The 22,902-nt window shown below is 69.8% G+C and carries 17 protein-coding genes; 11 read left to right on the top strand and 6 right to left on the bottom strand.

The genetic code is table 11. The features are described 5' to 3' along the window. Nucleotides 1-190 precede the first annotated feature (190 nt). Complete coding sequence (locus tag OO71_RS30425) at nucleotides 191-1,504, bottom strand: DUF349 domain-containing protein (protein WP_033293387.1); 1,314 nt, start codon at nucleotides 1,502-1,504, stop codon at nucleotides 191-193. A 220-nt stretch (nucleotides 1,505-1,724) separates the two neighbouring features. Between OO71_RS30425 and miaA the strand changes: the two genes are divergently transcribed. After that, nucleotides 1,725-2,645, top strand: coding sequence for a tRNA (adenosine(37)-N6)-dimethylallyltransferase MiaA (miaA, locus tag OO71_RS30420; RefSeq protein WP_033293464.1), 921 nt, complete (start codon nucleotides 1,725-1,727; stop codon nucleotides 2,643-2,645). 9 nt (nucleotides 2,646-2,654) lie between these two features. Beyond that, a complete protein-coding gene (gene dapF / locus OO71_RS30415) occupies nucleotides 2,655-3,482 on the top strand; it encodes a diaminopimelate epimerase (protein ID WP_084145394.1) in 828 nt (275 codons plus the stop codon). On the opposite strand, the gene valS is transcribed toward dapF, so the two are convergent. Then, nucleotides 3,483-5,981 (bottom strand): valine--tRNA ligase, encoded by a 2,499-nt coding sequence (gene valS, locus OO71_RS30410; RefSeq protein WP_033293462.1) that lies wholly within the window; start codon nucleotides 5,979-5,981, stop codon nucleotides 3,483-3,485. A gap of 10 nt (nucleotides 5,982-5,991) precedes the next feature. Continuing rightward, nucleotides 5,992-7,239 carry an MFS transporter gene (locus OO71_RS30405; protein ID WP_033293386.1) on the bottom strand — a complete coding sequence of 416 codons (1,248 nt, stop codon included), beginning with the start codon at nucleotides 7,237-7,239 and terminating at the stop codon, nucleotides 5,992-5,994. Between the two features lie 58 nt (nucleotides 7,240-7,297). Between OO71_RS30405 and OO71_RS30400 the strand changes: the two genes are divergently transcribed. The 3 genes from OO71_RS30400 (at nucleotide 7,298) to OO71_RS30390 (ending at nucleotide 10,357) form a co-directional block, all read left to right on the top strand. Beyond that, on the top strand, nucleotides 7,298-7,807 hold the full coding sequence (locus OO71_RS30400; protein WP_033293385.1) for an ArsR/SmtB family transcription factor: 510 nt from the start codon (nucleotides 7,298-7,300) through the stop codon (nucleotides 7,805-7,807). A gap of 43 nt (nucleotides 7,808-7,850) precedes the next feature. After that, complete coding sequence (gene hflX, locus OO71_RS30395; protein ID WP_033293384.1) at nucleotides 7,851-9,305, top strand: GTPase HflX; 1,455 nt, start codon at nucleotides 7,851-7,853, stop codon at nucleotides 9,303-9,305. A 71-nt stretch (nucleotides 9,306-9,376) separates the two neighbouring features. Continuing rightward, the gene (locus OO71_RS30390; RefSeq protein ID WP_425388712.1) at nucleotides 9,377-10,357 is read left to right on the top strand and encodes an SdiA-regulated/phytase-like domain-containing protein; all 981 of its coding nucleotides are present in this window, start codon (nucleotides 9,377-9,379) and stop codon (nucleotides 10,355-10,357) included. Between the two features lie 670 nt (nucleotides 10,358-11,027). Here OO71_RS30390 and lexA read toward each other — a convergent pair. After that, nucleotides 11,028-11,687: a transcriptional repressor LexA gene (gene lexA, locus OO71_RS30385; RefSeq protein ID WP_033293461.1), complete on the bottom strand. Its 660-nt coding sequence runs from the start codon at nucleotides 11,685-11,687 to the stop codon at nucleotides 11,028-11,030. 868 nt (nucleotides 11,688-12,555) lie between these two features. Here lexA and OO71_RS51755 point away from each other — a divergent pair. The 4 genes from OO71_RS51755 to OO71_RS30360 all read left to right on the top strand — a co-directional run bounded on the left by OO71_RS51755 (nucleotide 12,556) and on the right by OO71_RS30360 (nucleotide 17,704). Beyond that, on the top strand, nucleotides 12,556-13,464 hold the full coding sequence (locus OO71_RS51755; RefSeq protein ID WP_245633827.1) for a LysM peptidoglycan-binding domain-containing protein: 909 nt from the start codon (nucleotides 12,556-12,558) through the stop codon (nucleotides 13,462-13,464). A 308-nt stretch (nucleotides 13,465-13,772) separates the two neighbouring features. Next, nucleotides 13,773-14,258, top strand: a complete 486-nt coding sequence (gene nrdR, locus OO71_RS30370) for a transcriptional regulator NrdR (RefSeq protein WP_033293381.1) — start codon at nucleotides 13,773-13,775, stop codon at nucleotides 14,256-14,258. A 38-nt stretch (nucleotides 14,259-14,296) separates the two neighbouring features. After that, nucleotides 14,297-17,116 (top strand): vitamin B12-dependent ribonucleotide reductase, encoded by a 2,820-nt coding sequence (locus tag OO71_RS30365; RefSeq protein ID WP_033293380.1) that lies wholly within the window; start codon nucleotides 14,297-14,299, stop codon nucleotides 17,114-17,116. A gap of 63 nt (nucleotides 17,117-17,179) precedes the next feature. Further along, nucleotides 17,180-17,704: a hypothetical protein gene (locus tag OO71_RS30360; protein ID WP_033293379.1), complete on the top strand. Its 525-nt coding sequence runs from the start codon at nucleotides 17,180-17,182 to the stop codon at nucleotides 17,702-17,704. 32 nt (nucleotides 17,705-17,736) lie between these two features. Here OO71_RS30360 and OO71_RS30355 read toward each other — a convergent pair whose 3' ends face one another. After that, nucleotides 17,737-19,746 carry a prolyl oligopeptidase family serine peptidase gene (locus OO71_RS30355; protein ID WP_033293378.1) on the bottom strand — a complete coding sequence of 670 codons (2,010 nt, stop codon included), beginning with the start codon at nucleotides 19,744-19,746 and terminating at the stop codon, nucleotides 17,737-17,739. 108 nt (nucleotides 19,747-19,854) lie between these two features. On the opposite strand from OO71_RS30355, the gene OO71_RS30350 reads away from it, so the two are divergent. After that, nucleotides 19,855-20,763 (top strand): neutral zinc metallopeptidase, encoded by a 909-nt coding sequence (locus OO71_RS30350; protein ID WP_033293377.1) that lies wholly within the window; start codon nucleotides 19,855-19,857, stop codon nucleotides 20,761-20,763. Here OO71_RS30350 and OO71_RS30345 read toward each other — a convergent pair. Continuing rightward, nucleotides 20,756-21,328, bottom strand: a complete 573-nt coding sequence (locus OO71_RS30345; RefSeq protein ID WP_033293376.1) for a TIGR03086 family metal-binding protein — start codon at nucleotides 21,326-21,328, stop codon at nucleotides 20,756-20,758. The genes OO71_RS30350 and OO71_RS30345 overlap by 8 nt on opposite strands. An 82-nt stretch (nucleotides 21,329-21,410) precedes the next feature. Here OO71_RS30345 and pdxR point away from each other — a divergent pair, with 82 nt between their 5' ends. Further along, nucleotides 21,411-22,829, top strand: coding sequence for a MocR-like pyridoxine biosynthesis transcription factor PdxR (gene pdxR, locus OO71_RS30340; RefSeq protein WP_033293375.1), 1,419 nt, complete (start codon nucleotides 21,411-21,413; stop codon nucleotides 22,827-22,829). Nucleotides 22,830-22,902 lie beyond the last annotated feature (73 nt).

Below are 22,902 nucleotides of genomic sequence, written 5' to 3'. Positions count from 1 at the left end.
CACGGACTTTCACCGACACCCACCCAGCCGCACCCGCGCACTCACCAGGACCTGGGCACCCAGACCCGGCCCTGCACCCCGATACGAAGCCAAAAACACGGTCGGGAGGGGCTAGTCAAGGCATCTTTCCCGCCTTGACTAGCCCCTCCCGACCGTTGTCACAATCCAGCTTCGGGGTGCCCGCCAAACCTCACCGATCAGCCACCGCAGCCTCGGCAGCCTCCATCCACTCCCGCCACTGCGCCGCCTGCTCATCAGCCTTCCGGGCTCGCCGCTCATCCCCGGCAGCCCGCGCCTTCGCCGCCTGCGCCTCGAACTGCTCGACCCGCTCCCGGAACTGCGCCGCCCTGGCCTGTGCTTCCGGGTCGGTGCGGCGCCACCGGCTGTCCTCGGCCGATTTCACCGCGTCCTGCACGGCCTTGAGCCGTCCGTCCAGTTCACGGATGCGCTCGCGCGGCACCTTGCCGATCTCGTCCCACTGCTCCTGGATCCGGCGCAGCGCGGACTTGGCCGCGTCGAGGTTGGCCGCCACGTCGATCTTCTCGGCCTCGGCGAGCAGCTCCTCCTTGCGCACCGCATTGCCCGCGAACTCCGCGTCCCGCTCGGTGAACACTGCCGACCGGCGGGCGAAGAACGCGTCCTGCGCGGCGCGGAACCGCTGCCACAGCGCCTCGTCGCTGTCCTTCGGGGCCCGGCCGGCGGCCTTCCACTCGGCCATCAGCTCCTTGTACCGTCCGGCCGTCGCGCCCCAGTCGTCCGAATCGGACAGCGTCTCGGCCTCGGCGATCAGCTCTTCCTTGCGGTGCTTGGCACTCGCGCGCTGCTTGTCCAGCTCGGCGAAGTGCGAGCCGCGGCGGCGGTTGAACGACTCGCGGGCCTTCGAGAACCGTTTCCACAGCTCGTCGTCGGTCTTGCGGTCGACGCCCTTGACGGTCTTCCACTCGTCGAGGATCGCGCGCAACCGGTCGCCCGCGACCTTCCACTGGGTCGAATCGGCAGCGATCTTCTCCGCTTCCCCGGCCAGCTCCTGCTTGCGTGCGACCGCGGCAGCCCGTGCTTCCTCGCGCTCGTGCTTGACGTTGACCAGGGCCTTCTCCGCCAGCCCGATCACGAACTCCAGCCGCGCGGTGAGCGCGACGAGGTCGCCGACCACGGCAGCCTCGCCCAGTCCGTCGCGGATCTGGGTCGCGCTCGACAGCGCGTGCTTCGGGTCGCCTGCGCCGGAGTTCAGCCGCGTTTCGAGCAGCTCGACCTCGGTCCGCACGTCGTCGAAGCGGCGCGCGTAGTGCAGGAGCCCCTCCTCGGGCGTACCTGCCTGCCAGACCCCGACCTCCCGCTCGCCTTCCGCGGTGAAGACGTAGACGGTGCCCTCGCCGTCGACCCGGCCCCAGGTGGCGGGCGTGGGTTCGGCGGGCGGCACCGGCGGCGCGGCTGGGCCGGCGGCCTGCGCGTGCGGCACCGGGTGCGGTGCCGGAGTGCCGGGGGACGTGTTCTCCTGGGCCATCGCAGGCTCCTTATCGCCTGTACGCCCGCGGCTGCGGGCGCCCCGCCGCGGAGCGGGGCCGGGTTATGCTGTCGTGCTCTCCGGGGGCATGGGGCCCCAGCGGCATTCAAGCAGCTCAGCGCCCGCCGTGGTACTGGATGAGCCGCCTGAAGCCGTTGATCCTACTTCGACTTGACGCTCCGTGCCCGTGTCCCGGTCCGGCCGGGTACCGTTCGCCAGCGTGATCAGCCCTGCTCAGCCGCCTCGTCCGGTGGCCGTCGTCGGCCCCACCGCCACCGGGAAGACGGCGCTGGCCGTGGAGCTCGCGCTCGAGCTGGGCGGCGAGGTGGTGAACGCCGACGCGCTGCAGCTCTACCGCGGAATGGACATCGGCACGGCCAAGGCGACCCCGGCGGAACGGCGCGGGGTCCCGCACCACCTGCTGGACGTACTCGACGTAACCGAAACGGCGTCGGTCGCCGCCTATCAGCGTGACGCCCGGTCCACGATCGAGCGGATTCTCGATGCCGGCCGGGTGCCCGTTCTGACCGGCGGCTCGGGCCTGTACGTGCAGGCGGTCCTCGACGATCTCCGCTTTCCCGGCACCGACCCGCAGGTGCGCGCGCGGCTCGACGCCGAAGCCGCCGACCTCGGTACCGCGGCGCTGTATACCCGCCTCGGCGAGCGTGACCCGGTCGCGGCGGCCGCGATCCTGCCCACGAACACCCGGCGCATCGTGCGGGCGCTGGAGGTCATCGAGATCACCGGTGAGCCGTTCTCCGCGAACCTGCCGAAACCGGGTCCGGCGCGCTGGGACACCGTGCTGATCGGGATCGACCGCGAGGTCGCCGAGCTCGACGAACGCGTCGACCTGCGGGTGGAGCGGATGTTCGAGGCCGGTCTCGTCGACGAGGTACGCGGGTTGCTCGGCCGTGGCCTGCGCGAAGGCAAGACCGCTTCACGCGCGCTCGGGTACCAGCAGGTGCTCGCCGAACTGGACGGCGACGGCGACTTCGCCGCGGCGGCTGCGGCGACCGCGCAGGCGACGCGGCGGTTCGTCCGGCGGCAGCGTTCGTGGTTCCGCCGGGACAAGCGGATCCGGTGGTTCGACGGCGGGTCGCCGGGATTGGCCGCGCGGGTTGCCGCCGTGCTCGGCCAGTAGGCTGGAAGCATGGGCGGGATCGAGTTCCTCAAGGGCCACGGCACGCAGAACGACTTCGTGCTGCTGCCCGACGCGTCCGGCCGCCTCGACCTCACGGCGGAGCGGGTCGCCGCGCTGTGCGACCGGCAGCGCGGGCTGGGCGCGGACGGCGTGCTGCGCGTGGTGCGCGCGTCGGCGATCGGGGCGGAATCCGCAGGCGAGTGGTTCATGGACTACCGCAACGCCGACGGCTCGATTGCCGAGATGTGCGGCAACGGCGTGCGCGTTTTCGCCCGTTACCTGGTCGACTCAGGGCTGGCCGGCGGCGGCGAGTTCACTGTCGGTACCCGGGCGGGCGACCGGCCGGTGATGGTGCATCCGGACCGCTCCGTGACCGTCCACATGGGACCGGCGACGGTCACCGGCACGTCGGTCACCACGGTGGCCGGACGGCCGTTCTCCGGCGTGGTCGTGGACGTCGGCAACCCGCATCTGGTGTCCGTGCTCGACGACGACGTCGCCGGTCTCGACCTGCGTGACCAGCCGGACTTCGACCACGACGTGTTCCCGTCCGGCGTCAACCTGGAGTTCGTCAACCTGCTCGGCGACGGTGCGCTGCGGATGCGCGTGCACGAACGCGGGGTGGGGGAGACGCGCGCGTGCGGCACCGGCACGGTCGCCGCGGTGGCCGCCACGGTGCACCTCGCGGGTGCCGACCACGGGGAGTCCACTGTGGACATTCCCGGCGGCCAGGTCACGGTCACCGTCGCGCGCGGTGCGTCCACGCTCACCGGACCGGCCGAGATCGTCGCCCGCGGCGAGCTGGACGAATCCTGGTGGCTCGCCGCGGGCTCCTGATCAGCCGATCGTCACTGCCACGGACAGCTCGCCTTCCTGTGTGGTGATGGCGTTCACCGAGCCCGCGATGCGGATGTCGTCGGCCACCGTGGCGAAGGCGTCGAGAATGTCGGTGGGGGCGGTTACAGTGAGAGTCTCCACCGCAGACCGCATTGACACCTTTGCATCACTCTTCGCCCGCCGTACCGCCGAGATCACCGAACCCGCGAGTGGTAGCAGCGACGCGTCCCCGGCGTGTTCCGGCGCAGCTGGCCACTGCGCCTGGTGCACCGAGCCGTCCTGCCACCATGACCACACTTCCTCGGTGGTGAACGGCAGCACCGGCGCGAACATCCGCACGAGCGCGGACAGGACTGTCCGGAGCGCTGCCCGGGCGGAATCCGCTGCTGCCTCGCCGCGGTCGCCGTACGCGCGGCCCTTCACCAGCTCCACGTAGTCGTCGCAGAAGGTCCAGAAGAACGTCTCGGTCACCTGCAGTGCCCGTGCCTGGTCGAGTGCTTCGAACGCGGCGGTCGCGTCTTCGCGCACCTTCGCGAGGGCGGCGAGTACCGACCGGTCGAGCGGTTCCGTCGCGGTCGCTTCCGGTGCGGGGGCGCCGAGACCGAGTACGAACCGGCTCACGTTCAACAGCTTCGTCGCGAGCCGTCGCCCGACCTTCATCTGCCCTTCGTCGACCGCCGTGTCGACGCCGGGCCGCGCGCTCGCCGCCCAGTAGCGCACCGCGTCGGACCCGTGCCGGTCGAGCAGATCCTGTGGCGTGACGACGTTGCCGACCGATTTCGACATCTTCTTGCGGTCCGGGTCGAGCACCCAGCCGGAGATCACCGCGTCGCGCCACGGCAGCACGCCCTCCTCCAGCTCTGCGCGAACCGCAGTGGAGAACAGCCAAGTCCGGATGATTTCGTGAGCCTGCGGCCGCAGCGAATACGGAAACACGCGGCGGAACAGATCGTCGTCAATGCTCCAGCGACCGGCGATCTGCGGCGTGAGCGACGACGTCGCCCAGGTGTCCATCACGTCCGCCTCTGCTACGAAACCACCCGGCACGCCCCGCTGCTCCTCGGCGTAACCGGGCGGCACGTCGGTGCTCGGGTCCACCGGCAGGCTCTCCTCACCAGGTACCAGCACAGCGTCATGGTCTGGCTCGCCGTTCGCGTCGAGCGGGTACCAGACCGGGATCGGCACGCCAAAGAACCGCTGGCGGCTGATCAGCCAGTCGCTGGTCAGGCCTTCGACCCAGCTGCGGTACCGCACCTGCATGTGCGGCGGCACCCAGTTCAGTTCGGCGCCGCGGTCCAGCAGTTTGGCGCGCAGTGCGTCGTCGCGGCCGCCGTTGCGCAGGTACCACTGGCGGCTGGTGACGATTTCGAGCGGCTTGTCGCCCTTTTCATAGAACTTCACCGGATGCGTGATCGGCCGCGGTTCCCCGCGCAGGGCCCCGGCTTCCCGCAGCAGGTCGACCATGATCTGCCTGCCGGTGTGCACGGTCTTGCCCGCCAGCTTTGCGTAGGGTTCCGCCGGAACGCCGGGTGGCGGCTCGGCGCGGAACCGGCCGTCGCGGCCGATCACCGGGCGCGTTTCGAGCTGGAGCGCACGCCACCAGGTGACGTCCGTGGTGTCGCCGAACGTGCACACCATCGCGATGCCGGAGCCTTTCTCGGGATCGGCGAGGTGATGCGCGTGCACCGGCACCTCGACGCCGAACACCGGCGTGCGCACCTTCTGTCCGAAAAGGACTTGGTACCGCTCGTCGTCCGGATGCGCCACGAGTGCAACGCACGCGGGCAGCAGTTCGGGGCGGGTCGGGGAGATCACCACCTCCTGGTCGCCCGCGGTGAACACCGGATCGTGGTACGCGCTCGGCCGTTCGCGATCCTCCAGCTCGGCCTGGGCGACGGCGGTGCGGAAGGTGACGTCCCAGAGCGTCGGGGCTTCGGATTGGTACGCCTCGCCACGCGCGAGGTTGCGCAGGAACGCGCGTTGCGAGATCTGTGTGGTCGCGGGGTCGATCGTCTGGTACGCCAGCGTCCAGTCCACCGACAGCCCGATGTTCCGCCAGACCTCTTCGAACACTTTCTCGTCGGTTTCCGTCAGCTGGCGGCACAATTCCACGAAATTGCGCCGCGACACCGGTAGCGCGTTCTTGCCGGGCTTTTCCGGTGGCGTGAACGACGGATCGTAGGGGAGTGAAGGTTCACAGCGCACGCCGAAGTGGTTCTGCACGCGACGTTCGGTGGGCAGGCCGTTGTCGTCCCAGCCGACCGGGTAGAACACCGACCGGCCGCGCATTCTTTGGTAGCGCGCGAGAACGTCGGTGTGCGTATAGGAGAAAACGTGCCCGATATGCAATGAACCGCTGGCGGTGAGTGGCGGCGTGTCGATCGAGAATACGTCCGGGCGGGTGCGGTCGAACCCGTATACGCCGTCGCGCTCCCACACCGGTACCCATTTTGCGGACAAGCCGTCGACGCCGACCTGGTGCGGGATCTTCTCGTTCATGCCCTGCACTTTAGGCGGCAGGTACAGCGGTTTCCTTCGGCAGATCCCGCAGGTGCCGCAGCGGCGAGCAGACGACCCACAGCGCACCGGCGACCTGCCCGGCCATCGCGGTCCACAGCGCGCCGGTGAGCCCGAGCCATTCGCCGAGCGCGCCGCCCAGCAGCCCGCCGAGCGGCATGGTGCCCCACACGACGAACCGGACGCTCGCGTTCATCCGGCCCAGCAGCCGGTCCGGCGTGATCGCCTGCCGGTACGAGACCTGCGCGATGTTGTAGAGGATCACGCCGAACCCGGTTGCGGCCAGCCCCAGCCCGGCGAGCGCGATCCGCCAGTCCGGCGCGGCGAGCGGGACCAGCAGCGTCCCCGGCCACACCAGCACCGGGACCAGCCAGATCGAACGGGCCTGCCCGATCCGCCGGACGATCGGCCCGGCGCACAACGCGGCCGCGATACCTCCGATGCCGCCCACCGCGAGCAGCCCGCCGACCGCAGCCGGGGCGAGTCCCGCGGTGCGGGTCAGGAACAGCACCTCGACCGCTTGCGCGGCGGCGCCGAAGAGGTTCGACGTCGCGGTGCAAGCGACGATCGCCCGCAACGGCCGGTCGGTCGCCACGAATCTGAGCCCCTCGAGCATCTGCGGCAGAAGACGTTCGTGCTCCGCGCGTCCCGGGCGGGCTTCGACGGTGCGGATTCGCCACAGGCACAACGCGGACGTGAGGTAACCGAAGCCGGTGATCATGACCGTGCTGGCCGCGCCGGCGAACTGCACGAGCACACCGGCGACGCTGGGCCCGGCGATCTGCGCGGACGACTGCACGCCCTGCAGTTTCGCGTTGCCCTCCAGGAGCCGTTCGCGGCCGACGAGCGCGGGCAGGTACGCCTGGTAGGAGACGTCGAAGAACACCGTCGCGAACCCGGTGAGCAGCACGACCACGAGCAACTGCGCCATGGTGAGCACACCCGTCCACCACGCGATCGGAATGGTGAGCAGGAGCGTCGCGCGGATCAGGTCGGCAGTGAGCATGACCGGCCGCTTGCGCATGCGATCCACCCATACGCCCGCGGGCAGGCCGAGGAGCAGGAAGCCGAGCGTTTCGGCCATCGTGAGCAGGCCCATCTCGAACGGCGTCGCCGCCAGCGTGACCGCGGCGAGCAGCGGGATCGCCGTGATCCCGACGAACATGCCCAGCTGGCTCGCCGTGTCGCCGGCCCACAACCGGCGGAAGTCCGCGTGGAAGAACAACGAAGTGCGCTGCACCCGATCGAGTGTTCTTGAGTGATTGGAAAGTGTCAATCACTTTGTTTAGGCTGGTCGCATGGCCAGGAAACGCCGTTCGTCCACCGAAGCCGAGGCCGCCGCGCTCGCGTCCGGAATACGGCTGCGCATCATCCGGTTGACCTCCTTCGAGGCGATGACGAACAAGGAGCTCGCGGAGCGGCTCGGCCGTGACCCGGCGACCACGCTGCATCACGTCCGACGGCTGGTCGACACGGGTTTTCTCGTCCCGCAGGAGCCTCGGCGCGGCACGCGCGGGGCGAAGGAAATCCCGTACCTGTCCACCGGGCTTTCGTGGGAACTGTCGAACGAGTCCGGTACCGCCGCGGTCGCCGTCGGGGAGGCGATGTTCGAGGCCTACCTGGCGGAGATGGCGGAAACCACGCAGGCCGAGGTGGACACCAGCCGCCTGGTCGTGCAGGTACCTGCCGAGGTCGTCGAGGAGTTCAAAGGACGGCTCGCCGACCTGCTCGACGAGTTCCAGCGCCGCCCCCGCGACCTCGCCGCGGACCGCACGGCGATTTACGTCTCGGTCTATCCCAGCCGGTAATCCACTCGGCTCCCGCGCGGAATCGTGGGAGCATGGAGGCACGATGACAGAACAGACACACACCGACCCCAACGACACAGACTTCTACGACGACTCGTACGACCCTTCCGTCGGCGAGATGGAGCTCGAGGACCGTGCGTCACTGCGCCGGGTCGCGGGCATGTCCACCGAACTCGAGGACGTCACCGAGGTCGAATACCGGCAGCTCCGGCTGGAGCGGGTCGTGCTGGTCGGCGTGTGGACCGAAGGCACCGCCGAGCAGTCCGACGCGTCGCTGGCCGAGCTGGCGCGGCTGGCCGAAACGGCTGGTTCGGAGGTGCTCGAAGGCCTCGTCCAGCGGCGCGCGAAGCCCGACCCGGCCACCTACATCGGGTCCGGCAAGGTCCGCGAGCTGCGTGACGTGGTCATCGCCACGGGTGCCGACACGGTGATCTGCGACGGTGAGCTTTCGCCCGGCCAGCTGCGGCAGCTGGAGGAGAAGGTCAAGGTCAAGGTGATCGACCGCACCGCGCTGATCCTCGACATCTTCGCCCAGCACGCCCGTTCGCGGGAAGGCAAGGCGCAGGTCGAGCTGGCCCAGCTGCAGTACCTCATCCCGCGGCTGCGCGGGTGGGGTTCGGCGCTGTCCCGGCAGGCCGGTGGCCGCGCCGGCGGCGCGAACGGCGGCGTGGGCCTGCGCGGCCCCGGTGAGACGAAGCTGGAGACCGACCGGCGGCGGATCAGCAAGCGCGTGGCCAAGCTACGCCGCGAAATCGCGGCGATGGACACGATCCGCGAGACCAAGCGCGGCCGGCGCCTGGCCAACGACGTCCCGAGCATTGCCATCGTCGGCTACACCAACGCGGGCAAGTCGAGCCTGCTCAACGCGCTCACCGGAGCCGGGGTGCTGGTGGAGGACGCGCTGTTCGCCACCCTGGACCCGACGACCCGGCGCGCGCAGACGGCCGACGGGCGCACGTTCACGCTCACCGACACCGTCGGGTTCGTGCGGCATCTGCCGCACCAGCTGGTCGACGCGTTCCGCTCCACCCTGGAGGAGGCGGCCGACGCCGACCTGCTGCTGCACGTGGTCGACGGATCCGATCCGGCGCCGGAGGACCAGGTCAACGCGGTACGCGAGGTGCTCGCCGAGATCACCCGCACCCGCAAGGAGCCACTGCCGCCAGAGCTGCTGGTGATCAACAAGGCCGACACGGCCGACGAGGTCACCCTGGCCCGGCTGCGGCACGCGCTGTCCGGTTCGGTGCAGGTTTCGGCGCGCACCGGCTCGGGCATCGCCGACCTGGCAGAGGTACTCGCGGAGCGGCTGCCTCGTCCGGAAACGGTGCTCGACGCACTGGTGCCGTACGCACGCGGCGAGCTCGTGTCCCGGGCGCACGCCGAAGGTGAGGTGCTGGAGGAGGAGCACGTCGCCGACGGCACGCGGCTGCGGGTGCGGGTCCGGCCGGACCTCGCCGCCGCGCTGCGGGCGTTCGAAACCAACTCCTCGGCGCTCTGAACGTCTTCCGTAGTGCACGGCCTGCGCAGGCCGTGCACTACGGAGGTGGCTTGGTGCGGCTCGTCCTGGCGATGACGGCGGCTTTTCTGCTGGTAGGCGCTGTCCCGGCGGCGGCTTCGCCGCCCCCGTCCCCGGAAACGCTGTGCCGCATCACGGACAAGCGGATCGACGAACTGTCCGGCCTGGTCTCCGACGGCGAACACTGGTACGCCATCAACGACGGCGGCTCGAAGGTGCAGGTTTTCGTGCTGGACCGGAAATGCCAGGTGCAGAAGGTACTCACGGATCCCACAGACCCGTACGACGTCGAAGACCTGGCCCGCTCCTCCGACGGCACCCTGTGGCTCGCGGACACCGGCGACAACCGTGCCAAGCGCGACACGGTGGCGCTGCTGGCCTTGAAGCCCGGCGGCGGCGTGACCACGCACCGCCTCACCTATCCCGACGGCGCCCACGACACAGAAGCCCTGCTGCTGGACCAATCCGGCACGCCATTCCTGGTGACCAAAGACATCCTGGGCAACGCCAAGGTGTACAAACCGGCCACCACGTTGGCATCACCGGGTCCGACTGCGCTCCAGCAGGTCGGCTCCTTGCGCATCCACGGCACGGACACTCCCGGCGGCCCAGTGGGCTCATTCGGCTCAGTGCTGGTGACAGGAGGAGCAACCAGCGCCGACGGCAAGGTCATCGCCCTGCGCACCTACACGGACGCGTACGTGTACGCAGCCCCGGACGGCGACATCGCCGCCGCCCTGCAACGAGAACCGGTCCGCATCCCACTGCCCAACGAAAACCAAGGCGAGGCGATCGCCTTCGAACCGGACGGCACCTTGCTGTCCGCAGGCGAGGGCTCGGGCCAGCCGATGCGCGCCGTGAAGAACGCCACGTCTTTGGTGACGCCAACGGAAACCGCAGCACAACCGCCGTCGTCCGCGAGCCCCGCACCGGGTGGCGACAGCAGCGGTGTCCCGGTACTGCCCGCCGCAGGCATCGCGGTGGCCGCCGTTTTGGGCGGATGGTTCCTGCTGAGCAGGAAACGCCGCCGCTGATCCTGGCGGTGCTGTCCGCACCTCGCTGGTCTCGCTTGCGCTCAGGCGATAGCTCGCGGAAGCTGCTTGCAGCCTGATTGCAGCTGGCGGTGTTGCCTGCACCTCGCTGGCGTCGCCTGCGCCCTGGCCAAAGGTCGCGAGTGCTTGTCCGCACCCCGGCTTCAGCTGGCGGTGGTGCCCGGACCTCGCTGGCGTCACCTGCGCCCTGGTCGTAGGTCGCGAGTGTTGCCCGCATCCTGGCTTCAGCTGGCGGTGTTGCCCGCACCTCGCTGGCGTCACCCGCGCCCAGGCCAAAGGTCGCGAGTGCTTGCTCGCACCCCGGCTTCAGCTCGCGGTGCTGCCCGCACCTCGCTGGCGTCGCCTGCGCCCTGGCCGTGGGTCGCGAGTGCTGCCCGCATCCCGGCTTCAGCTGGCCGTGCTGTTCGCGCCTCGCTGGCGCCGTCCGCAGCCTCGTCGGTTGCTAGTGCTGCTCGAAGTTAGGCCGCAGCTCGCTGACGTTGCCCGCACCTGGCAACAGCCCGCTGGCACTGCTTCCCATCTCGATCGCAACCCCTCGGCACGGCCCACATCTCGGCCCCATCGCGTACCGCCAAACCTGCCAGGCCACCGCCCAAACCCGCGGCCCACTCACCCCGGGCGGGGAGAGGGACGGGGAGCGAGCGCGATCACCTCACAACCGTCGCAATACCGCCACCACCTTGCCCAGGATCGAGGCGTCGTCGCCCGGGATGGGGTCGTACGCTGCGTTGTGCGGCATCAGCCAGACGTGCCCGTCCTTGCGCTTGAACGTCTTCACCGTGGCTTCGCCGTCGATCATCGCGGCCACGATGTCGCCGTTTTCCGCAGCCGGTTGCTGGCGGACCACGACCCAGTCGCCGTCGGTGATGGCGGCGTCGACCATCGAGTCGCCCGTGACGCTCAGCAGGAACAGCTCACCTTCGCCGACGATCTCCCGTGGCAGGGGGAAAACGTCCTCGACGGCTTGCTCGGCCAGGACCGGGCCACCGGCTGCGATCCGCCCGACCAGTGGCACGTACGCCGCTTTCGGCATCGACGGCTGCTGGTCGAGATCGATGCCCATCGGGTTGTCGTCGGTGGAGGAGAGCACCCCCACTGCGCGCGGCCGGTTGGCGTCGCGGCGCAGATAGCCCTTGCGCTGCAACGCGCGCAGCTGATGCGACACCGACGACGTGGACGTGAGCCCCACCGCCTCGCCGATCTCCCGGACGCTCGGCGGGTAGCCGAAGCGGCTCACCCACGTGCGGATGACGTCGAGCACCTGTTGCTGGCGGACGGTCAGCGTCTCGTCCACGTCGTACACCTCCGGCATGGCGCTCACTTTTCCTGCACTCTCCGCGCCGGAGCCGCGCGCGGACCGCTTGGTCCCTTTCGCCGCGGTGCCTTTCACCGTGTCCTTCTCCAACGCTGTGTCGCCTCCAGCCGTCCCGCGGTCGCCTCGCTGACGTCCCGCGCGTTTCCGCATTCGCCGATCCGGTTCCGCTTGCCGCGAACACCCGACCGGCGGCACCTGCCGGAGCCGGTCCGGCAGATGTCCTGGTCACCGACGTTAGTCACCGAACGCGACGATTTCAAACATCTGTTCGATCGACACGCCGTGTCCTCTCGATTTTGTCGGTGCGGGGTGGTAGACCTTCGCACGGACGTTCGATAGAACGCCTGTTCGACCCGAAGCGTACCGCAGCCGGTGCGTCACCCGGACCGAACGGATCAGCAGGTCACGAGGAGGTTCCGCCATGTCGATCCTGGCAGACCGCGGGCTCGTCCGCCCGCTCCGGCCCGTCCCCGCCGGGCGCCCCGCCACAGGTGGGAGCACCCCTGGCGGCGGCGTTCCCGCCCGCCGGGAACCCGGTCCGAGGGGTCCCAAGGGCGCGGAAAGCGGCCCGGCGCGCCCGTCGGACCGGGATCTGGAGGCAGTGGAAGCCACCCGAAAGGATGATCTTCCGGCTGCCGCTCGCGGCGGTGGCGAGGGGGGTGAGGTGGTGGACCTTCGCAGCCGGAGTGCCCGACGGGCTGCTGTCCGGTCGCGTGAGGGCGCCGGTGCGCGAGAGTCCCGGCGGGGTCGAACCGGGGCAGTCCGGTCCGCCGAGCGGGCCGGGTTCCAGACCTCGGCGCCGTCTGCGGGGAGTCGGCGCGCAGGGGGGGACGCACCTGGGCGAGACGCAACCGCGAGTGTCGACGTGGACGCGTCGGTGCGCGAGGACCTCGGACACGCAGCCACCCGCAACGGCTGCGACGCACCGGCGAGCGGTGACCGCCGCACCGCGGCCACCACGCGTGACGACCTCGGTCAGGGATCAGTGCGGGACGACCGCCGCAACGCACCGGCGCCGGATCGCCGTGGGACTCGCATCCGCGACCGCGGCTATGTCTCCGCGCGAGCCGATCACCTCGACGCGTCCGCTCGGACCGGCCGCGGGGCAAGTGCCCTGGACGCCCGCGGCGACGCGCCCGCGCGAGGCGACGACCTTGACGCGTCCGCTCGGACCGGCCGCGGGGCAAGCGTCCTGGACGCCCGCGGCGACGCGCCCGTACGAGGCGACGAGCTCGACGCGTCCACTCAGACCCGCCGGGGGACACGCACGCAAGACGACCGCCCCCAACGCGACCGCCCCGCGGATGGGAAGCTCCGCAGCCGTACCCCGGTCCGCCACATCCCCGCCGCCGTTCCCGCCAACCCCGGACGTACCGCGCGTGACCGACGGGGAGAGCCGGTGCGGCCGCCGTCCCGGGCGCGGGTCGTCGCCGGGGCGGCCAAGCAGACCACCTGCGGCACCGGCACCGTCACCCGGCCGTCCGTCCGGTGGCCGTGGCTCGTCGCGATTGCCGTTGCGGCTTGTCTTGTCGTCACCGGGCTCGGGATCTTCGGTGCCGGGACTCCGGGCGGTGCCGTGCCGTCGCAGACTGCCTCCGTCTCGGTTCAGCCCGGCGACTCCCTGCACGCCCTCGCTGCCCGGTTTGCGCCCGATGCCGACCAAGGGGCCGTCGTCGCGCGGATCAAGGAGCTCAACGGTCTCGACGACTCGCCGCTGCTTCCCGGCATGCCGCTCACCGTGCCCGTCGCCTGGTCGGGTGGATCCGGATCGTGACCTTCGGAAACCACCCGGTCGCACCTTGCGGTGGCGCTGTTTCACCCTCTCGGGTTGCTTGCGTCCGCTCGGGTGGCGATCTAAGGTTTACCCCTATATCTAGTAGTTACATCGCTGTAGTTGGTCCACAGGTAGGGGTAGACTGGCACCAGTTATCCACAGCTGGTCGGTGTTCGTCCACCGGATGTCCACAAGTTGATCACCAGGCGCGGGGTCGCGCGCGGTGGTCGGGGTCCAGGCCGTAGCGTGGCGGCAGGGGCCGGCTGGGACAAGGAATCGGCCGGCGCGGAGGGGAAGGTGATCGGCGGATGAGGTGCCCGTTCTGCCGGCATGCGGACTCTCGGGTCGTCGACTCCCGAGAGGTGGACGAAGGACAGGCGATCCGGCGGCGGCGCTCGTGTGCGCAGTGCGGCCGGCGCTTCACCACGTCGGAGACGATGGTGCTCGCCGTCGTCAAGCGGTCCGGCGTCACCGAGCAGTTCAGCCGGGACAAGGTGGTCAACGGCGTGCGGCGGGCCTGTCAGGGCCGGCCGGTCGACGACGACGCGCTGCAGAAGCTCGCGCAGCGCGTGGAGGAGTCGATCCGTTCCGCCGGCCTGGCGGAGATCCCGAGCCACGAGGTCGGCCTTGCCATCCTCGGCCCGCTCCGGGAGCTCGACGGCGTCGCCTACCTCCGGTTCGCCAGCGTCTACCGCTCGTTCTCCTCGGTCGAGGACTTCGAGAAGGAGATCGCCGACCTGCGGATCGCCATGGCGGGAACTGCGGAGGACAAGGAGCACGCCGGCGACGACTGACGTCACCGCCGGTCGTGGGGAGCGAGGGACAAGGCCACATGACCGAAACCGTGGGAACCGGCGCCGCGGCCGGACGCAGCAAGAAGAAGACGACGAACGGCGGGCTCACCGTCCGGCGCGTCTTCACCACCGAGGGGACGCACCCGTACGACGAGGTCGCCTGGGAGAAGCGCGACGTCGTCATGACCAACTGGCGGGACGGCAGCGTCAACTTCGAGCAGCGCGGGGTGGAGTTCCCGCAGTTCTGGTCGGTCAACGCCACGAACATCGTCACCAGCAAGTACTTCCGCGGTGCCGTCGGCAGCCCGCAGCGCGAGAACAGCCTCAAGCAGCTGATCGACCGCGTCGTCAAGACGTACGTCAAGGCCGCCGGTCAGCACGGCTACTTCGCCGGCCCGGCCGACCTCGAGATCTTCGAGCACGAGCTCACCTGGATGCTGCTGCACCAGGTCTTCAGCTTCAACTCCCCGGTGTGGTTCAACGTCGGCACGTCGTCGAAGCAGCAGGTGTCCGCCTGCTTCATCCTCGCCGTCGACGACACGATGGAGTCGATCCTCAACTGGTACCGCGAGGAGGGCCTGATCTTCAAGGGCGGCTCCGGCGCGGGCCTCAACCTCTCGCGCATCCGCTCCTCGAAGGAACTGCTCACCTCCGGCGGCACGGCGTCCGGTCCCGTCTCGTTCATGCGCGGTGCCGACGCGTCCGCGGGCACCATCAAGTCCGGCGGCGCCACCCGGCGCGCGGCGAAGATGGTCGTGCTCGACGTCGACCACCCGGACATCGAGGAGTTCATCTCGACCAAGGCGCGCGAAGAGGAGAAGATCAAGGTCCTCCGCGACGCCGGGTTCGACATGGACCTGTCCGGCGCCGACATTTCGTCCGTGCAGTACCAGAACGCGAACAACTCGGTCCGCGTGTCCGACGAGTTCATGCAGTCCGTCGAGAACGGCACCGACTTCGGCCTGCGTGCCCGCCTCACCGGCGAGGTCATCGACCGCACCGACGCGAAGAAGCTCTTCCGCAGCATGGCGCAGGCGGCGTGGGACTGCGCCGACCCGGGCGTGCAGTACGACAGCACGATCAACGACTGGCACACCTGCCCCGAATCGGGCCGGATCACCGCGTCCAACCCGTGCAGCGAGTACATGCACCTCGACAACTCGAGCTGCAACCTCGCGTCGCTCAACCTGCTGAAGTTCGTCTCGCAGGACGGCACCTTCGACGCGCCGCTCTTCGCGAAGGCCGTCGAGTTCGTCATCACCGCGATGGACATCTCGATCTGCTTCGCCGACTTCCCCACCGAGCCGATCGCCGACACCACCCGCAAGTTCCGCCAGCTGGGGATCGGGTACGCGAACCTCGGCGCGCTGCTCATGGCACTCGGGCACGCGTACGACTCCGAAGGCGGCCGCGCGCTCGCCGCCGCGATCACCTCGCTGATGACCGGCGTGTCGTACCGGCGTTCGGCCGAGCTCGCCGGAGTCGTCGGCCCGTACGAGGGTTACGCTCGCAACGCCGAGGCGCACCAGCGCGTGATGCGCAAGCACGCCGCGGCCAACGAGCTGGTCCGCACCTACCACGGCAACGACGCGGCCGTCCGCGCGCTCGCGTCGCAGGAGTGGCAGCAGGGCATCGAGCTGGGCGGCCGCAACGGCTGGCGCAACGCACAGGCGTCGGTGCTCGCGCCCACCGGCACCATCGGTTTCATGATGGACTGCGACACCACGGGCATCGAGCCGGACTTCTCGCTGGTGAAGTTCAAGAAGCTCGTCGGCGGCGGGTCGATGCAGATCGTGAACCAGACCGTGCCGCGCGCGCTGCACGTGCTGGGTTACCAGGACGAGCAGGTCGAGGCGATCGTCGAGTACGTCGCGCAGCACGGCCACGTCGTCGACGCGCCGGGCCTGCGCCCCGAGCACTACGAGGTGTTCGACTGCGCGGTCGGCGACCGGTCCATCGCGCCGATGGGGCACGTCCGGATGATGGCCGCGGTGCAGCCGTTCATCTCGGGCGCGATCTCGAAGACGGTCAACATGCCGGAGTCGGCGACCGTCGAGGACGTCGAGGAAATCTACTTCCAGGGCTGGAAGCTCGGCCTCAAGGCGCTCGCGATCTACCGCGACAACTGCAAGGTCGGGCAGCCGCTGTCCACGGCGAAGAAGAAGGAAACCGAGGCCGAGCCGGAGAAGGTCGTCGAGTACCGCCCGGTGCGCCGCCGCCTGCCGAAGAAGCGTCCGAGCCAGACGGTGTCGTTCACCGTCGGTGGCGCGGAGGGCTACCTGCACGCCGGTTCGTACCCGGACGACGGCCTCGGCGAGATCTTCGTGAAGCTCGGCAAGCAGGGTTCCACGCTGGCCGGTGTGATGGACGCCTTCTCGATGTCGATCTCGGTGGGGCTGCAGCACGGCATCCCGCTCGAGTTCTACGTGTCGAAGTTCTCCAATCTGCGCTTCGAACCGGCAGGCATGACCGACGACCCGGACATCCGGATCGCCACCAGCGTCATGGACTACCTGTTCCGCCGCCTCGCGCTCGACTACCTGCCGTACGAGAAGCGGGCCCAGCTGGGCATCTTCACCGCCGACGAACGCTCGGCCGAGGTCGAAGCGACCTACGGCGGCAACAACGTCGACCTCGAAGCGCTGCGCACCAGCGTCGATTCCTCACCGGCGCGAGCCGAGGAAGAACCCGCGGCGGACACGTCGCCCCGCGACGCGCACAGCACGGCCGAACTGATGGAACTGCACCTCGGCAAAGCCGCCGACGCACCCCTGTGCATGACCTGCGGGACCAAGATGCGCCCCGCCGGCTCCTGCTACGCGTGCGAAGGCTGCGGCGCCACGTCCGGCTGCAGCTGACGGTTCAGTGTCCGGGCCCTGGGACCTCCCGGGCCCGGACACGGTGTTTTCCGAGGCGGTCAGATGAACCTCTTGTCCGCTGGTTACCGCGTCGTGGAGCGGCCGGTTCCGGCCGACGGGATGGACTCCGGTTTCCGGCGCGACGATCTGGTGTCGATGAGCGAATGCGTCGCCACGGTGCTCGAAGACGACTGGTTCCGCGACCTCGGCCAGGCGCAACGCCGGGCCGCCGAAACCGGGATGCAGGTGATCGAGGTCGGGTTCGCGGCGGACGAGGCCGAGCCGATCGTCCGCGAACTCCACAGCACGCACGTCGTGGCCGGACGGATTGCCGAAGGCGTAGCGCCGTCCGGTGAACTGCTCGGGTTCGAACTCGTCGGACAAGACTGCGGCCTCTGGCACACCTGGGCTTGCCTCGGCGGACTCGCCGACGACGTCCACGGCGCGACCGGCATCACGCCCGGGCGGTACGGCCTGATCCACGACCAGGACGCCGCGCACATCGCAGCTCGCTGGCTCACCGCATCCGGGCTCGGCGACCCGAAAGTGTTCCACTGGGCGGCGGCCGGGATCTACGTACCCGGGTAGATCCCGCCGCACGGGCACCTCCGGGGCCCGGTCTAAGTGAGCTTCGACCATAGGAACTCGTACGCGACCGCCGAGCGGAAGGCCAGCTGTTCGTTGTCCGCCGCAGCTCCGTGCCCGCCTTCGATGTTCTCGAAGTACTCCACCCGATGCCCCTGCTCACGCATCCGCGCGACCATCTTGCGCGCATGCCCGGGGTGCACGCGGTCGTCGCGCGTGGACGTGACGAACAGGATCGGCGGGTACGCCCGATCGGCCGACACGTTCTGATACGGCGAGTACTTCGCGATGGACTCCCACTCGGCCGGGACGTCCGGGTCACCCCATTCGGCCATCCACGACGCGCCCGCCAGCAACAGGTGGTAGCGCTTCATGTCCAGCAACGGCACCTGGCACACGATCGCGCCGAACAGCTCCGGGTACCGCGTGAGCATCACGCCCATCAGCAACCCGCCGTTGCTGCCGCCCTGGATGCCGAGCCGGGCGGCCGTCGTGACGCCGCGCGCGACGAGATCGCGGGCCACCGCAGAGAAGTCTTCGTACACCTTGTGCCGGTCGGCCTTCACCGCTTGCGCGTGCCACTCCGGGCCGTACTCGCCGCCGCCGCGGATGTTCGCGACCACGTACGTACCTCCGCGCGACAGCCACGCCCGCCCGACCCCGCCGCTGTACGCGGGCGTCAGCGAAACCTCGAAGCCGCCGTACCCGGTGAGCAGTGTCGGACCGCCTTCCGCGCCTGATGGCCGGACCACGAAGTACGGGATCTTCGTGCCGTCCTCCGACGTCGCGAAGTGCTGGCTGACCTCGATGCCGGAGGCGTCGAAGAACGCCGGAGCCTGCTTCAGCACTTCGACGTCGCCGCCGACGACGCCGCGGCTGAGCGTGGACGGCTGGACGTAACTGGAGGAGTCGACCAGGTACTCGTCATCGACATCCGGTTCGGTGTCCACGATCTCCGCGTTGCCGAATTCCGGCGCACCGCCCAGCTCCGCTTCGGCCCAGCCGTCCGGCCCGGGCGTCAGCACGCGAAGCTCCGACTTGACGTCGTGCAGCGTCGCGAGCAGCAGATGGTTGCGCGTCCACGCGTGGTAGTCCAGCGACGTGTGCGCGTCCGGCGTGAACAGCGCGGTGAAGGCACGATCGCCCGACTGGAACGCGGCGTACCGGATCGCGAGCAGCGAACCGGCCGGGTGTTCAGTGCCGCCGACGGTCCACGCGGTACGCGGTTGTACGAGCAGCCATTCGCGGTGCACAGACACGTCGACGTCGTCGGGTACGTCGAGTTTCGTCAGTCCGGACGGCGTTCGCTCGAACACCTCGGTGCGGTAGAAGTCGAGCGAACGGTGCACGAAGTCGCGTTCGAAACCCTCGGTCGGATCGTGGTAAGCCATCACCGCGACGTCGTCGGGCTTGCCTTCGAACACCGTCACTGCCGCCTCGAGCGGGGTGCCGCGCCGCCATTCCTTGACCAGACGGGGGTAGCCGGACGTCGTCAGCGTGCCGGGTCCGAAGTCGGTGCCGACGTACACGCGGTCCTCGCCGATCCAGCCGACCCGGTTCTTCGCCTCGGGCAGGAAATAGCCGTCCGGCACGAACTCGTGCGCGTCGAGGTCGAACTCGCGCACGACGGTCGCGTCCGCGCCACCGCGCGACAGCTGCACGAGACCGAGCCGGTGCCCGGGGCGCAGGACCGCGGCGCCTTTCCAGACCCAGTTCTCGTCCTCGGCCGCGGCGAGCGCGTCGACGTCGAGCAGGGTCTCCCAGCTCGGTTCCGCGGTGCGGTACTGCTCCAGCGTGGTCCGCCGCCACAGCCCGCGCGGGTGTTCGGCGTCCTGCCAGAAGTTGTAGAGGTGCGGTCCCCGGCGCGTGACGTACGGGATCCGGCCGCCCGCGTCGAGCACCTCGCGGATCGTGTCCCGCAGCTGCCCGAACCGCTCGCCGGCGGTGAGCACGTCCAGCGTCTCCGCGTTGCGGGAGCGGACCCATTCGAGCGCCTCGTCGCCCGTCACGTCTTCCAGCCACAGGTACGGATCTTCGACAGTCATGGCGTCCAGTCTCGCTGCCCGCCGCGGGTCCGGCCAGGGGGCCCGGCGTTCCCGTTTCGTGATCCGGCGCGGCCCGGCCTCTCCGTATGCTGTGCGCGAGGGGGAAGGATGACGTACCTGGCCGGCGGCTCATGGCCGCCCGCACCGCCGCCGCTGCGGAAGCCGCCGCGCCGCGGGCCCGGCACTGTGCTCGGCGCGGTGACCGCATTGGCGATCGTCGCGGTCACGCTCGCGCTGATGGCTGCGGTGCCGCACGAAGTGTCCGGCCGGGCGATGGTCGCGGTGGACGCAGGTTCGGTCCCGGCCCGGCAGGACGCGAAGCCGGTGCCGAAGCTCGCGGGCAACCCTCTGATGGCCGGTGACGTCGCGCTCGCGCCGGTCTCGTGCGATCTGCCCGACCTTGCTCGCGACGGTGCCAAGCTCGAGGTGTACTACACCGCGCTCACCGCGTGTCTGGAGCAAGCGTGGCGGCCCGCGCTGGAGAAGGCGGCCGAGCCGAGCCTGCCGGTGAAGGTGTCGGTGACGCTGCCGAAGACGAGCGCGTGCGGCAGTGCGCCGACGCGCGAGGAAGCTGTCGCGTACTACTGCGGCGGCGACACCACGATTTACGCGCCCACCGAGTGGATGCTGTCCGATGCCGGATTGAGCCGCGCGCGGCATCTCGCGACCATGGCACACGAGTACGGCCACCACGTACAGCGCGAGAGCGGAATCCTCGACGCCGCGAGTGACGAGATGACCGCGCCCCAGCCGAGCAGCCCCGCGGACAAGGCTGTGGTGCGCCGGATCGAGTTGCAGGCCAACTGTTTCGGCGCGCTGTTCCTTGCGGCCACTGCCGGGCACGGTTCGATCAGCCGTGCCACTGCGAACGCCGCGGTTGCCGACTACGGCCGCGCAGACGACAGCGGTGACCACGGCAGCCGCGCGAACCAGCTCGCGTGGGCGCGGGCTGGGTACAACGGCAGTGGGCCAGCAGCGTGCGATACCTGGTCGGCGCCGGCGGACAAGGTCAGCTGACGCGCGGGTCGCGGCCGAGCAAGCCGAGGAAGCGGTCGATTTCGCTGGCGTCGTCGGCGACGGGCACTACTGGCGCGAAAGTCCCCCTCGCGACGCGTTCCGCCGGGTCGGCCGGGATGCCCATGGCGAACTTCAGCGCAACGTGCACTGCTTCCGGTACTGGCTCGTACGCGACGTCGAACGTGCGCGCGAGATCCCAGCCGTGCGCGACGGTGTCGACGAGGTGCATGGCTGTCGCCACTTCGCCGGAGAAGGTGCCGAAGGTGTTGATGGCGATCGAGCGTTCCGCGACGCCTGCTTCGCCGAACGCTGCGAGGTAGTCGTCAACGGAAGCCGCGTACGCGCTGTACGCGTCGTCGCCGAGCTGGCCGCCTTCCCAGTCGCGCGCGGAGCCTTTACGCGCTGCTTCGGCGAAGGCGTGGTTCTCGCTGACTTGGTGGCGAAGCAGGTCGCGGAGGGTCCAGCCGGCACACGGCGTGGGTCGATCCAGGTCCGCCGCGGTGGTCCCGGCGACGATCCGGTCGAGGACGAGCAGCGACTGACGGTCGAGGTCGAACGTGGTCATGACGTCACGCTAACCGCCGGATCGGTCCAGGAAGAGAGCCAAAACCAGCCCATCTGAAGTGGACCAATCTACCCTGGAACCCGTGGACCTGCACCTCGACCTGTCCGGCCCGCGCGGCCATCGCGACGAGATCTACCGCCAGATCCGCGAGGCTGTCCTGGACGGCCGCCTCCGCGACGGCGACCTGCTGCCACCCACCCGGGAACTGGCGCAGCAGCTGGCTGTATCGCGCACGACGGTCACCGCGGCGTACGAACGCCTTGCTGCCGAAGGATTTCTAGCCGGTCGCGTCGGCGCCGGGACCTACGTGCAGGCTGGCCGCGTCCCGCGTCCTGCCGCACCTATGGGGCCCGCGCGAGGTGTCGAGCCGCGTCCGGAATGGACAGACGTCCCCGCGCCGCCGAAAGCATTCACCGACCCACCGGAGTTCGACTTCCGCCCCGGCGTCCCGGACGTTCGCCTCTTCCCCTTCGACACCTGGCGTCGCCTGACCACGCAAGCGCTCCGCAGCTCCCGCGCCGAGCTGCTGACGTACGGCGAACCGCAGGGTGACCCGCGGTTGCGCGGCGAACTGGCCCGGCACCTTGCGCTGTCACGGAACGTCCGCGTTCACCCCGACCACCTCGTGATCACCTCCGGCGCCCAGCAGACGATCGACCTTGTCGCGCGGGTGCTGCTGCGCCCCGGTGACCTCGCTGCGGTCGAAGATCCCGGGTACCCGCCGCCGCGGCTGCTGTTGGGAACGCTCGGCGTACGCGTCGCACCTGTACCGGTGGATGCCGAGGGCATTGTGGTGGATGCGATTCCGCCCGGCACGCGTTTGGTGCACGTGACGCCGTCGCACCAGTACCCGCTCGGCGTCGCGATGTCGCCGTCGCGTCGCAGTGCCTTGCTCGACTGGGCCGAACGGAGCGGGGGAGTGATCGTGGAGGACGACTACGACACCGAGTTCCGCTACTCCGGGCGACCGCTGGAACCGTTGCACAGCTTGGATTCCCACGGACGGGTGGTCTACGTCGGCTCGTTCTCGAAGGTGCTCTCGCCCGCGCTGCGGCTGGGTTTCCTCGCTGCCCCACCGGGTCTGGCCGAGGCGATCGTGAAGGCGAAGTACCTCGCCGACTGGCATTCGCCGGGGATCGAGCAGGCGGTCGTCGCGGCGTTCGTGGCCGAGGGCGGGTTCGCCCGGCACGTCCGGCGCATGCGCGGGATCTACCGCGCCCGGCACGACCTGCTGGTCGACGGTCTGCGTGCCGAGTTCGGCGAGGTACTGGAGCCGGTTCCCGCGGCTGCCGGGCTGCATTTGAGCGCGTCAGCCGACCGGGATTTGCGCGGCCTCGCACGGACGGCGGTCGCCGCAGGGGTACGGCTTTACTCGCTCGGCGATTTCTCCGTGGCGTCCCGGCGGCATGGCCTGCTCTTCGGCTACGGCGCGATCCCCGCCGGGCAGATCGGGCCGGGACTCGCCCGGCTCCGGCGGCTGTTCGATGACGCTCTGCGATGATCGGCGGAGCCGCAATACCACGAACGGATGCGTCCCGCCGGACTTTCGCACTCGGCGGCCGAGCCCTAACCTG

This window comes from Amycolatopsis jejuensis, assembly GCF_000717335.1.
In the GTDB taxonomy this organism is placed as follows: Bacteria; Actinomycetota; Actinomycetes; order Mycobacteriales; family Pseudonocardiaceae; genus Amycolatopsis; species Amycolatopsis jejuensis.
This window is presented reverse-complemented; position numbering and strand designations above follow the sequence as displayed.

Bases quoted from the DNA above. Each gene is read 5' to 3' on its own strand.
- OO71_RS30425 (WP_033293387.1), bottom strand. From the start codon at position 1,504: ATGGCCCAGGAGAACACGTCCCCCGGCACTCCGGCACCGCACCCGGTG.
- dapF (WP_084145394.1), top strand. From the start codon at position 2,655: ATGGGCGGGATCGAGTTCCTCAAGGGCCACGGCACGCAGAACGACTTC.
- valS (WP_033293462.1), bottom strand. From the start codon at position 5,981: ATGAACGAGAAGATCCCGCACCAGGTCGGCGTCGACGGCTTGTCCGCA.
- OO71_RS30400 (WP_033293385.1), top strand. From the start codon at position 7,298: ATGGCCAGGAAACGCCGTTCGTCCACCGAAGCCGAGGCCGCCGCGCTC.
- hflX (WP_033293384.1), top strand. From the start codon at position 7,851: ATGACAGAACAGACACACACCGACCCCAACGACACAGACTTCTACGAC.
- OO71_RS30390 (WP_425388712.1), top strand. From the start codon at position 9,377: ATGACGGCGGCTTTTCTGCTGGTAGGCGCTGTCCCGGCGGCGGCTTCG.
- lexA (WP_033293461.1), bottom strand. From the start codon at position 11,687: ATGCCGGAGGTGTACGACGTGGACGAGACGCTGACCGTCCGCCAGCAA.
- nrdR (WP_033293381.1), top strand. From the start codon at position 13,773: ATGAGGTGCCCGTTCTGCCGGCATGCGGACTCTCGGGTCGTCGACTCC.
- OO71_RS30365 (WP_033293380.1), top strand. From the start codon at position 14,297: ATGACCGAAACCGTGGGAACCGGCGCCGCGGCCGGACGCAGCAAGAAG.
- OO71_RS30360 (WP_033293379.1), top strand. From the start codon at position 17,180: ATGAACCTCTTGTCCGCTGGTTACCGCGTCGTGGAGCGGCCGGTTCCG.
- OO71_RS30355 (WP_033293378.1), bottom strand. From the start codon at position 19,746: ATGACTGTCGAAGATCCGTACCTGTGGCTGGAAGACGTGACGGGCGAC.
- OO71_RS30350 (WP_033293377.1), top strand. From the start codon at position 19,855: ATGACGTACCTGGCCGGCGGCTCATGGCCGCCCGCACCGCCGCCGCTG.
- OO71_RS30345 (WP_033293376.1), bottom strand. From the start codon at position 21,328: ATGACCACGTTCGACCTCGACCGTCAGTCGCTGCTCGTCCTCGACCGG.